Source organism: Moritella sp. F3 (genome assembly GCF_015082335.1).
GTDB lineage: Bacteria > Pseudomonadota > Gammaproteobacteria > Enterobacterales > Moritellaceae > Moritella.
This window is the reverse complement of sequence record NZ_BLRL01000004.1, coordinates 169,169-182,064: the sequence shown is the minus strand read 5'-3', so window position 1 is coordinate 182,064 and position 12,896 is coordinate 169,169. Positions and strand designations below refer to the sequence as shown.

At 41.1% G+C, this 12,896-nt stretch carries 6 protein-coding genes; 4 read left to right on the top strand and 2 right to left on the bottom strand.

Annotated features, from left to right (window positions below; translation table 11 throughout):
• Complete coding sequence (gene arcB / locus JFU56_RS09335; RefSeq protein ID WP_198437021.1) at positions 1-2,349, bottom strand: aerobic respiration two-component sensor histidine kinase ArcB; 2,349 nt, start codon at positions 2,347-2,349, stop codon at positions 1-3.
• A gap of 90 nt (positions 2,350-2,439) precedes the next feature.
• Positions 2,440-4,299: a sensor domain-containing diguanylate cyclase gene (locus tag JFU56_RS09330; RefSeq protein ID WP_198437020.1), complete on the bottom strand. Its 1,860-nt coding sequence runs from the start codon at positions 4,297-4,299 to the stop codon at positions 2,440-2,442.
• Positions 4,300-4,820: 521 nt separating this feature from the next.
• Between JFU56_RS09330 and gltB the strand changes: the two genes are divergently transcribed.
• The 4 genes from gltB to mtnN all read left to right on the top strand — a co-directional run bounded on the left by gltB (position 4,821) and on the right by mtnN (position 12,872).
• A complete protein-coding gene (gltB, locus tag JFU56_RS09325) occupies positions 4,821-9,284 on the top strand; it encodes a glutamate synthase large subunit (RefSeq protein WP_198437019.1) in 4,464 nt (1,487 codons plus the stop codon).
• Between the two features lie 8 nt (positions 9,285-9,292).
• Positions 9,293-10,705 carry an FAD-dependent oxidoreductase gene (locus JFU56_RS09320; RefSeq protein ID WP_198437018.1) on the top strand — a complete coding sequence of 471 codons (1,413 nt, stop codon included), beginning with the start codon at positions 9,293-9,295 and terminating at the stop codon, positions 10,703-10,705.
• A 168-nt stretch (positions 10,706-10,873) separates the two neighbouring features.
• The gene (locus JFU56_RS09315) at positions 10,874-12,109 is read left to right on the top strand and encodes a YdiY family protein (RefSeq protein ID WP_198437017.1); all 1,236 of its coding nucleotides are present in this window, start codon (positions 10,874-10,876) and stop codon (positions 12,107-12,109) included.
• A gap of 67 nt (positions 12,110-12,176) precedes the next feature.
• Positions 12,177-12,872, top strand: a complete 696-nt coding sequence (gene mtnN / locus JFU56_RS09310; RefSeq protein WP_198437016.1) for a 5'-methylthioadenosine/S-adenosylhomocysteine nucleosidase — start codon at positions 12,177-12,179, stop codon at positions 12,870-12,872.
• Positions 12,873-12,896 lie beyond the last annotated feature (24 nt).

The window sequence follows — 12,896 nt, the reverse complement described above, 5'->3', positions numbered from 1 at the left end:
TTATCCATCCTGATTAGCAATCCAAGTTTTCAGACGGTTAACATCATGCTGATATTCAGTATTAATTTGTTCAACCCAGTCATCAATATTCTGCCACCACGTCGGCTGTTCTGGTGACTGCGCTAATTGTGACACCTGCTGAATACGAGTCAGTCCAATTGAGCCTGCAGCGCCTTTAATCTTATGTGCTTCATCAACGATCGCATCTTGATCTCGTGCGGTTAAATTCGTATTTAACAAGGTTAAATAGTGCGGCATGGTTTGTTCAAATAAGCGCACACTTTCCAGTAATAAATCTTTGCCTAAGGTATCCAGATATTGCTGTAATAAATCAACATCAAGATATTCATCAAGCATTTTTTGTTCATCGACCAATTCATCAACAACATAATTAAGCGGTGATTCAGCCCCCTGCTCTAAACTGCTAAATAAGCGACTAATGACCCCGGTTACAGCATTGATCGATAATGGTTTACTGATCGCATCATCCATGCCTTTATCGATATACTCTTGACGATTATTAATGACATTCGCCGTTAACGCCACAACTGGTGGTAATTCAAGAGCGTCATTTTCACGTAAGGTTTTAATCACATCAAAACCAGTCATGTCCGGTAAGTTAATATCCAAGAAAATTAAATCATAATGATTATTTTCTGCCATTTCGATAGCGGATTGGCCATCAATAGCGACAGCCACACTGTGGCCTAATTTATTTAAAATAGCGGTGCACACAGTGACATTTAACTCGATATCTTCAACAAGTAGTATCGACAGCTTAGTTTGTTCCGTTTCTGGTACATCAATCGGCTGTAAACTTTCTACGCCATCAACATCAAACTCGATTGTGAAACAGGCACCTTCACCTAATTCACTGCTGACCCAAATATCGCCGCCCATCGCAGTCATTAAACTTTTAGCAACAGACAGACCGATACCAGTACCGGTAGCACGCTTACTGCCCTGCTCCTGATAATACATAGCGAATATTTTATCCTGGCCTTCAGCAGAGATGCCAATACCGGTATCTTCAACCTCAAAGGTTAAACCAATGCGATTACCGTCTTCTTCGCTGGTGAAAACTCGAATACTTACTTCGCCAGAATCGGTGAACTTCACCGCATTCGACACCAAATTCCATAACACTTGGCGTAATCGAGTACCATCTGCATTGATAAAATCAGGGATCTCACCAAATATATCAAATGCTAATACCAAGCCCTTTTGCTCTGCTTGTAACAAGGCTAAGGTTTTAATGTCGTTAAGAAAACTTCTAAATTCAATCGGTTGGTTAACAATCTCAAATTTACGGCGATCAAACTTATCCAAATCAATAATATCGTTAAAGATATTACCCATTGTTTGCGCGCTAACATAAATGGTATTTAAGTGCTGGCGCTGCTCTTCGCTGAGCGAGCCATCAAGTAAGATCCGACTTAAACCAACAACCCCGTTTAACGGGGTTCTTAACTCATGACTAATGGTTGAAATAAAAGTGGTTTTATCGCGACTGGCCTTTTCTAATGCATCTTGGTATTTCTTACGTTCGGTAATGTCACGGCCATAACCAAGGACACCGATAGATTCATTTCGACGCCCAAAGAAAGGGACTTTACGTAATTCAAAACACGCCTTGTGGCCATCAGGATAAGTTAACCATTGCTCGTAAGTTTCAGATAGCTGAGTGCTTAATACTGCTTTATCGGTGGCAGCAAATTTAGCCGCAATCTCGGTATCGTAAACATCAAACGGCGTAAAACCAATAAGCTCTTTTTCGATTTTACCCGTTAACGATTCCATGGCTAAGTTACAGCCAGAAAATTGCCCTTGTTCATTACTGTAATAAACCAAATCAGGCGAGCTATCAATAAATGAACGCACTAACGCAGAGCGCTCTTCCACCACTAATTGCGCCTGTTCACGCTGAAATACTTCATTTTCTAAATCTTTGAAAGCTTGATTTCTATCTGATTCTGCTTTTTTACGCTCTTCAAATTCGGCATTAAGTTCAATCAGGTTTACTTGTAATTCTTGTTGCAACTGTAAATCGCGAGCACGTACTTCTTGCAGTTTATAAACCATTTTACTGAGTCGTTTACGTGAATCTTCGAGTTGTTGGACAACTATAGAGAGGAAAAATACCACCCAAGGCGTGACAATAATGGCGAATAAAATAGCCGCATACAAATCATCAAGTTGCACTTCGCCACGCAAAATATAATTAATGCTTGCTTGGATCATGATAGAAAAGAAAATAGTCGTGGCCGCAGAGATAATACTAAAGCGTATAACACCCAACTTAGTAAGCATATCAACGTAGTATTGAGCCCAGGCTCTGATTTTAATCATGGATTACCCACAGTAATAAAATTATCTAGATAATTAATAATATACGATAGGTTATAAGCAAACTAGCGGAAAATTAAGGTTTTAATAAATCTATGGTTTTATGAGATCAAAATTTAATTCGACCATAGCACTGTCCTGCACTTGCTCCTGGTAAACCCAACACTGATTACGGCCATGCTCTTTCGCAAGATACAAAGCCTTATCCGCATTTTCAAGTAATTGTGCCTCCGAACTTTCGCTTTCCGGACACATAGTCGCAATACCAATACTTAAGGTGACATATTTCGACGCCTTAGAATAAGCATGTGTAATTGCCAGTTGTTCAATCGCCACAATGATTTTATTGGCAAGGCGAATAGCCCCTTCCTCATCGGTATTAGGTAAAATAACCGCAAATTCTTCGCCACCATAACGCGCGACTAAATCTGCACCACGGTGAACCTGCTCATCCATCACTTGTGCTATGTTTGCGAGCACAACATCCCCCATCGGGTGGCCGTAATTATCATTATATAATTTGAAACTATCGACATCACAGAACAACAAGGACATCTGCTTGACCTCTCGATGATGCGTTGACCAATAATGCTGTAGCTTGCTATCAAACGTACGTCGATTAGCAATTTTAGTCAGTTCATCAATTGAACTTAATTCATCAAATTTTTCTATCGCCTGCTCTAGTTCATGTTCGATACGCTTACGTTCGGTCAGATCACGATAAATAATTAAAATTCCACTCTCACCATTAGTGCTGTTGAGATAGCGTTGTTTACATATTTCATACCAGCGTGGTTCTTCGCCTGCAAGATGCAGTAACTCTTCATAACGAACAGATTTACCATCCTCCAACAATTGATTTTCTTGTTCCAACAACCAAGATCTTTTATCGCAAGTGAACAATTGCTGTCTATCCATGCCCAGTAAATCGGCATGTTTAACACCAACCACTTCGCAATATCCATTATTTGCGCCAACATATTTGCCGTTACCATTCATAAATGCCACCGGATCTGGCGTCGCATTAATCACCGAGTTTAATAAACTATTGTTACGACTTAATTCCGCTTCAATACGTAAATGTTCACCATTTTCACTCAATAAACGTTCATTCAGATCCATTATTTCCGTTTGGTCATGCGATACAGTTAAAATCGCGACGACTTTTTTATGCTCGTCATACAATGGGGACTTAGTGGTCTGCAATAAAATATTATTATCAACCATACTCCACTCTTCATATTCTTGTATTTCACCGATAAGCACAGACTTTTCACAAGACTTAATTTGCTCGAGCTTCGAGGCACTGTAAAAGTCATGTTCAAAGTGACCATTCACTTGTTCTACCGACCGCTCAAATTGCGAGGCCCATGATGGTGAACAACTCAGGATCAGACCATCTAATGTTTTGATATGAATAAACGCTGAGTTTGACGAAAATAAAGTTTGAATAATCTGCCCATCCAAATCCCAAGGTGAGATAGAGGAAGAGTTAGTATCGATATGATCAATTTGACATAACCAGGCACGGCGACCTTGATAATTAATTTGCACCGCACTATAACGCAGCGTTTTCTTCAATTGCTTTATATGAAATACATCATTGGTGATAGACGTTTCACCGGAGAGTTCAGATAGCCGTTCGAAACAACATTGAGCAACAATATGACTGGTCTTATTATCTCGGTCAAAAAGCCTAGTTATTGCTGGATTCGCATAACGTATCGAGGCTTTTTTTACATCAAGAACAAGTGTCGGCGTAGCTGAAAATGTCAGTAATGTTTTACTGGCAGACAGTTTTCGCGATAGTACCAACATCACCAACATATTCGTTAATGAGGCCGCCAAAACTAACCAAAGCGTGATCACGACAGGCATATTTGTTGATAATTCAGTAATGCCCTGCCACCAATTTAATATTGTTTGCATCGCAGATTGATATTTAAAATCCATAATTTCGCCCAAGATCCATCTCACACTGACGGATTATAGAACACCAAAATGAGTATACTGTAAAGCAAGCATTCTAAAAACTAGCGCAATAACCCATTTTTGTTTTCCATACTTTAGTACTAAGTAACATAAACCAACTAAATCAGTAAATTATGTATCAAAAGAAATAAAAATGGCACACTACATCATGAATAACTGCTGAAACATCATTTAAAATCACACAATGTCATATCTCCAAAATTAAAAACCAAATCTTAAACAATCATCAATATTTATCACACTTTATTGACCAATGACAAAACAAATGGCCCATTTATATGAAAAGGTGATAAGTAACTCAGAATACATTTTTAGATTGACCTAAGTGTTAATTCTGGTAAATTTGGCAGGTTAGCCAATTTTCGGCTTTTGGAAACTTTAACGATTTACCTATTTTTGTATGTATATTTAAACTCTGAGTAGAATCTCAATGAGGCATACACAATCAGTATTTAGTAAATTGAATGCAAGGGAGAAGTGCAATGTCAGTCTATGACCCGTCGCTGGAAAAAGACAACTGTGGTTTTGGTTTAATCGCCCACCAAGAAGGTGAAGCTAGCCATAAGTTAGTGCGCGTCGCTATATCATCATTAGACCGGATGCAACATAGGGGCGGTATCGCAGCAGATGGAAAAACAGGGGATGGCTGTGGTTTACTTATGCAGAAACCAGACAGTTTTTTCCGTGCCATCGCGATAGAAAATAATTGGAACCTAGGCAATAATTACGCCGTTGGTATGATTTTCTTAAATCAGGATACGGATAAGTCTGCGACAGCAAAACAAATCATTAAAGAAGAACTCGAACGCGAAACACTCAATGTGGTTGGCTGGCGTGAAGTCCCTCTTGATACCAGTGTGCTTGGCGAAATTGCCATGTCATCGCTGCCACAAATCCAACAGGTATTTATTAGTGCACCTGCAGGTTGGGCTCCAAAAGATATTGAACGCCGTTTATATTTAACTAAACGTCGTATCGAAAAACGTATTACCGATGACAGCGATTTTTATATTGCCAGCCTATCAAACCTAGTAACTATCTATAAAGGTTTGTGTATGGCGGGCGATCTGCCTAAGTTTTTCTTAGACCTTGCCGATCTTCGTATGCAATCTGCAATTTGCTTATTCCATCAACGATTTTCAACAAATACGTCGCCTAAATGGCCGTTAGCACAACCATTCCGCTTTATGGCGCACAATGGTGAAATTAATACCATCGAAGGTAACCGCGAGTGGGCACGTGCACGTAGCTACAAATTTAGCTCGCCACTGCTTCCTGACATGCATGATGCTGCGCCGTTTGTGAATACCAAAGGTTCTGATTCATCATCAATGGATAACATGCTTGAGCTATTCTTAGCCGGTGGTATGGATATTTTCCGTGCTTTCCGTCTGCTTGTTCCGCCTGCATGGCAAAATCACCCTAATATGGATGATGATCTACGCGCATTCTATGACTTCAACTCAATGCATATGGAACCTTGGGATGGCCCAGCGGGTATCGTCCTCAGTGATGGCCGTTATGCTGCTTGTGGTCTAGATCGTAATGGTTTGCGTCCGGCACGTTATGTACGAACCAAAGATGGTTTGATTACCGTTGCCTCTGAAGTAGGTATCTGGGACTACAGCGCGGATGAAGTAATCGAAAAAGGCCGTGTTGGTCCAGGCGAATTACTTGTTATCGATACCGAAACAGGTAAATTATGGACCTCTTGGGAAATTGACCAGGAATTAAAAGGCCGTAATCCTTACCGCGAATGGTTATCAAACAATTCAACGAAGTTAACACCATTTGAAGCATTGCCTCCAGAAGCCATTGGCACACGCACATTTGATGACGAACAATTAGCTACGTATCAAAAACAATTTGATTGTAGCAAAGAAGAATTAGAACAAATTCTACGTGTGTTAGGCGAAAACGGCCAAGAAGCCACAGGCTCTATGGGTGATGATACACCGATGGCTGTGTTGTCAACTAAAACCCGCTCGCTGTATGACTACTTCCGCCAAAAATTTGCGCAAGTAACCAATCCGCCGATAGATCCATTACGTGAAAACCATGTGATGTCTCTGGCAACATGTATTGGTCGTGAGCACAATGTATTTAACGAAACACATGGTCATGCGCACCGCGTACTATTTGATTCGCCAGTATTACTTTATTCTGACTTTAAACAAGTGACCGATTTAAGTAATGAATACTACAGAACAGCAACAATTAACCTGTGCTTTGATGGCCAAGCTGAAACATTAGGTCGCGCAGTCGCGCGCATTACAGCTGAAGCTGTTGAGCAAGCAGGTTCTGGCGCAGTGTTATTAGTCTTAACAGATCGGACACTGACTAAAAATAATTTACCTATTCCAGCAGCAATGGCTGTCGGTGCGGTACAAACAGCCTTGGTTGAAGCGAACTTACGTTGTGATACCAACATTGTGGTTGAAACAGCAAGTGCACGTGACCCGCATCATTTTGCTGTATTGATTGGTTTTGGTGCAACGGCTATTTACCCGTATCTTGCTTATGAATCACTACGTAAATTAGTTGAAATAGGCACAATCAAGCAAGACACAACAAAAACTTTATTAAACTACCGTAATGGTATTAATAAAGGTCTGTATAAGATCATGTCAAAAATGGGAATTTCAACCATTGCCAGCTACCGTTGTTCGCAATTGTTTGAAGCCGTTGGTTTAGCTGATGAAGTGATCGAACTATGCTTTAAAGGTACCAGCTGCCGTATTAAAGGTGCTGACTTTAGCGACTTCCACATTGATCAACAGAAATTAAGCAAACTAGCATGGACAACACGTAAGCCAACTTCACAAGGTGGCCTACTGAAGTATGTTCATGGTGGCGAATATCACGCTTATAACCCTGATGTGGTTAGCACGCTACAAAAAGCAGTGCAAAGTGGTGAATATGCAGATTACCAACAGTATTCAAAAGAAGTAAATGAGCGCCCGATTTCAAGTCTGCGTGACATGCTACAACTTAAAGTATCGGATACTCCGGTTGCACTTGATGCTGTAGAACATGAAGATAACCTATTTAAACGCTTTGATACTGCAGCTATGTCAATTGGCGCATTAAGTCCTGAAGCGCATGAGTCATTGGCGATTGCGATGAATACCTTAGGTGGTAATTCAAACTCAGGTGAAGGTGGTGAAGATCCACGCCGTTTTGGTACGCTTAAAGTATCGAAAATCAAACAGATCGCATCTGGTCGTTTCGGTGTAACACCACATTACTTAATGAATGCTGAAATCATTCAGATTAAAGTAGCGCAAGGTGCAAAACCCGGTGAAGGTGGGCAACTACCAGGTCACAAGGTAACAGCTGAAATTGCCAAACTACGTAACTCAGTGCAAGGTGTAACACTAATTTCACCGCCACCGCATCACGATATCTATTCAATTGAAGATTTAGCTCAGCTGATTTTCGATATTAAGCAAATTAATCCAACTGTATTAGTATCGGTGAAATTAGTATCAGAACCCGGTGTTGGTACGATTGCGACTGGTGTTGCTAAAGCATATGCCGATTTAATCACGATCTCTGGTTATGACGGCGGTACAGCTGCAAGTCCAATTACGTCAGTGAAATACGCTGGTAGCCCTTGGGAACTTGGCTTAGCTGAAACTCAGCAAGCATTGGTTGAAAATGGCTTACGTCATCGTATTCGCTTACAAGTTGATGGCGGTTTAAAAACTGGCTTAGACGTTGTAAAAGGCGCGATACTAGGTGCTGAAAGCTTTGGTTTCGGTACTGGTCCTATGGTTGCATTAGGGTGTAAATTCCTACGAATTTGTCACTTAAATAACTGTGCGACAGGTGTTGCAACACAAGACGAAAAATTACGTCAAGATCACTTCCATGGTCTACCGGAAATGGTTATGAACTACTTTAAGTTCATCGCCCAAGAAACCCGTGAAATCATGGCATCGCTTGGCGTAACGCAGTTAACTGATTTAATTGGTCGTACTGATTTATTAGTACAACTAGACGGCTTAACTGAAAAACAACGTAAAATTGATTTGTCTGGCATTACCTATAAACCACAGCCAAAAGCAGGCCTAGGTATATATTGTCAAGCAACCAACGAACCGTATGATAAAGCAGAGCTTAACGAAACGTTAATTGCACACTACTTAGAATCAATTACTGAGCAAACAGGGTTATCAAGTAGTTTCCCAATTAAAAATACCGATCGTTCTGTGGGTGCACGTTTGTCTGGCGAAATTGCTAAACAACACGGTAACCAGGGCATGGCAGCAGAACCTATTACCGTTAACTTTACTGGTACTGCTGGTCAAAGTTTCGGTGTGTGGAATGCGGGTGGCTTGAATCTAAACCTAACTGGCGATGCCAACGATTATGTCGGTAAAGGCATGACAGGTGGCCGTATTATGATCCGCCCTGAACCAGGTTCAGCATTTAAATCAAATGAAGCGGTGATCGCAGGTAATACTTGTTTATATGGCGCATCAGGTGGCGAATTATACGCGGCAGGTTTAGCTGGCGAACGTTTTGCTGTTCGTAACTCGGGCGCCAATGCGGTTATTGAAGGTATCGGTGATAACGGTTGTGAATACATGACCGGTGGTATTGTCACAGTCCTGGGTAACACAGGTGTTAACTTCGGTGCAGGTATGACCGGTGGTTTTGCTTACATCTATGATGAAGATGGCCAATTAGCGTCTAAAATTAACTATGAACTTGTTGAAAAGCATGCTGTAACGGATTACCCAATGCATGTTGAACATCTCCGCGGTATTATTATTGAACACCTTGCACACACATGCAGTCAGCATGCGCAAGACCTGCTTAATGTATTCGATACTGTGGTAAATAAATTCTTTATTATCAAGCCTAAATCAGCTGATATTAACGCATTACTTGGCCACAAATCACGCTCTGCTGCAGAGTTACGTGTCCAGGCTCAATAGGAGGGATCATGAGTAATAATGTATTTCAATTTGTCGATGTACAACGCATTGATCCAGTAAAAAAACCGTTAAAGATCCGTAAAGTCGACTTTATCGAGATTTATAAGCCATTTACGTCGAACCAAGCAAAAATGCAAGCGGGTCGCTGTTTAGAATGTGGTAACCCGTACTGTGAATGGAAGTGTCCAGTACACAACTACATTCCTAACTGGCTAAAACTCGTTGAAGAAGGCCGTATTATCGAAGCGGCAGAGCTTTGTCATGAAACGAACAGCTTGCCTGAAGTTTGTGGGCGAGTTTGTCCACAAGATCGCTTATGCGAAGGCTCTTGTACCCTAAATGATGACTTCGGTGCCGTCACAATTGGTAATGTCGAAAAATATATTACCGATGAAGCCTTTAAACTCGGCTGGCGTCCTGACATGTCAAAAGTAATTCGCAACGATAAAAGAGTCGCGATTATTGGCGCTGGTCCAGCAGGTCTTGCCGCTGCAGATATCTTAGTCCGTAATGGTGTTACGCCAGTAGTATACGATCGTAACCCTGAAATTGGCGGTCTGTTAACATTTGGTATTCCGGCATTTAAACTAGATAAAAGCGTGATGACCCATCGCCGTGAAGTATTCACTGAAATGGGCATTGAATTTTGCCTCAACACTGAGATTGGTAGAGATATTCAATTCAGTGACTTAGTATCAGAATACGATGCGGTATTTGTTGGTGTTGGTACGTATAAATACATCAACGGTGGCTTTAACAATGGTGCTGCGCAAGGTGTTTATGATGCCCTGCCTTACCTGATTGCGAACACCAATCATGAGCTCGGTTTTGAAAAGAGTGTTGATGAGTTTATCAATCTAAAAGGTAAAACCGTTGTTGTCCTTGGTGGTGGTGATACTGCGATGGACTGTGTACGTACCGCGATCCGTCAAGGTGCAAAAACGGTATCTTGTGCTTACCGCCGTGATGAAATCAGCATGCCAGGTTCTAAGCGTGAAGTTAAAAACGCCAAAGAAGAAGGCGTGAAATTCTTATGGAATTTACAGCCACTTGATGTCGAAGTCGTTGGCGATAAAGCCGTTGGCGTAAAAATGGTTAAAACCCATTTAGGTAAGCCTGATGCAAATGGTCGTCGTCGTGCCGAGCAAGTGATTGGTTCTGAACACGTACTCAAAGCCGATGCCGTTATTCAAGCGTTTGGTTTCCAACCAGATCCGGCACAGTGGTTATTGGATGAAGGTGTTACTACAAATAGCTGGAATGGGATTATTGCCCCAGCTGAAAGTGACTTCCCATTCCAAACAGCAAACCCTAAAATATTTGCTGGCGGTGATGCGGTTCGAGGTTCAGATCTTGTGGTAACAGCAATTGATGAAGGTCGACGTGCAGCTGAAGCTATGCTGGATTATTTAGACGTTTAAATAATTCGTGCTTCTACTATCTAACTAAAAACGCTAGCATAATTATGCTAGCGTTTTTTTTATATGTAAATTAGCGTCAGAAAAACGATAATATATTTAATTACGTGCTTTTTTTTTGTATCATGTCCGTCAATTTAACGGTCTTGATGGCCCCAATACTTGGTGATAATGAATTCGTTTAATCTCTCCATAACTGCCCTACACCGATTGGTAGTCACCAGCATAACGCTCATTTTTATCAGTGCCCTATCTAGCGCACCGAGTTTTGCTGCGCAAGAGATAATCCTAGGCGACTATATCAACACCGATACGCCTAGCCCCGAGAGTGAGCCAACCAAAGTCAGTACCAATATCGCCGAAAATAGCGATGCTGTGACGACGACAGAAAACAGCCAAGAAGTCATACTTGCAGATAGTTTAGGTGTAGACGAAGATTGGCTCTGGCTTAAATCAGGTGAATTCTTAATTGGTAACATCGAAGATTTGTATAATGATAAATTAGCTTTTGATAGCGACGACCTTGGCGATTTAAAAATTAGCTGGAGTGATATCAGCCGTATTAACAGCCGTCAGCTATTTACCGTTAGAACCATTAATGGCGAGATAATTACCGGTACGATTGCGCTTGAAGACGGTATATTAATTGTCAGTAATAACCGCCAACATGAAGTTATCCAAGACGAGCTAATGACGCTGATCGCCGGTCTCGAAACTGGTGCCAATATTTGGCAAGGTAAGATTACTTTTGGCGCTAACCTTAGCTCAGGTAATACCAATAAGCTTGAGTATAATACCAATGCAGAGCTGTCTAGACACACGACAGCATCACGTATTAAGGCGTCATATGTCGCTATTATTGGTGAAACAAATAACGTGCAAACAGATGAAAACCATCGTTTTACAACGACCTACGATGTTTACAGCGACAAAGATTTATTTTTCCGACCGCTTGATTTAAGCCTTTTCCGTGATCCACTGCAAAATGTAAACAGCCGAGTCAATGTCGGTATGGGTATCGGTTATCAATTTATTGATGATGGCGATCAAGAGCTCGAAATGAACTTAGGTCCCTCGTATCTGTACACCAGGTATGAATATACTGACACCCAATTGAATAGTAGCGACTCCAGTCTCGCGGTATCCCTGACCGTCGATTATGAACGTGAAATCCATGACCAAATTGATTTTGAATTAAGTTATAAAATAACAGCCACAGAGTCTGAACTTGGTGGTTATTTACAAAATACCAAGATGAACTTTGATATTGAATTAACCGATGTATTGGATTTTGAGATTACTTTTTTCTGGGACAGGGTCAATAACCCGTTATTAGATGTGGATGGTATGCAACTAGATAAAAATGATTTTCGACTTGCATTTGGCTTAGGCGTTTCTTTTAATTAATACGGCCATTAATTCCACTCCCAAATTGTGCTAGCATAGCATTTTTCGAAATAGATTAGAGACAACGATGAAAATAGGTATTATTGGCGCAATGGAGCAGGAAGTTGAGATCCTGCGTGAGCAACTAGACAACGTAACAACATTTACTCAAGCTGGTTGTGAGTATTATAGTGGCACGCTTGCTGGTCATGATGTTATTTTAAGTAAGTCAGGCATTGGTAAAGTAGCGGCAACAGTAGCGACAACGTTACTACTTGAACATTACAAGCCTGATTACATCATCAATACAGGCTCTGCTGGCGGTTATGATAAAGCCCTTAAAGTTGGCGATGTAGTGATCTCAAGTGAAGTACGTCATCACGATGTAGACTTAACTGTATTTGGTTACGAAATTGGTCAATGTGCACAGAAACCTGCAGCATTCATTCCTGACACTCGCCTTGTTGAAGCAGCGAAGAAAGCCATTACAGCAGACAGCGAAATCAACACTATCGAAGGTCTAATTTGTACTGGCGATAGCTTTATGTGTGATCCGAAAAAAGTAGAAGAAGCACGTGTAAACTTCCCTACAATGGCCGCAGTAGAAATGGAAGCGGCAGCAATTGCACAAACATGTCACCAGTTTGACGTGCCATTTGTAGTGATCCGCTCTCTATCTGATATCGCTGGTAAAGAATCACCAACATCATTTGAAGAATACCTGGTTGTTGCAGCGAAAAACTCTTCAGCTATGGTACTAAACATGCTTAAAGAATTAAAATAGCATGAATTTGGCCATGGATTGGAC

Coding starts and splice junctions, on each gene's coding strand:
- arcB (WP_198437021.1), bottom strand. CDS start 2,349: ATGATTAAAATCAGAGCCTGGGCTCAATACTACGTTGATATGCTTACT.
- JFU56_RS09330 (WP_198437020.1), bottom strand. CDS start 4,299: ATGGATTTTAAATATCAATCTGCGATGCAAACAATATTAAATTGGTGG.
- gltB (WP_198437019.1), top strand. CDS start 4,821: ATGTCAGTCTATGACCCGTCGCTGGAAAAAGACAACTGTGGTTTTGGT.
- JFU56_RS09320 (WP_198437018.1), top strand. CDS start 9,293: ATGAGTAATAATGTATTTCAATTTGTCGATGTACAACGCATTGATCCA.
- JFU56_RS09315 (WP_198437017.1), top strand. CDS start 10,874: ATGAATTCGTTTAATCTCTCCATAACTGCCCTACACCGATTGGTAGTC.
- mtnN (WP_198437016.1), top strand. CDS start 12,177: ATGAAAATAGGTATTATTGGCGCAATGGAGCAGGAAGTTGAGATCCTG.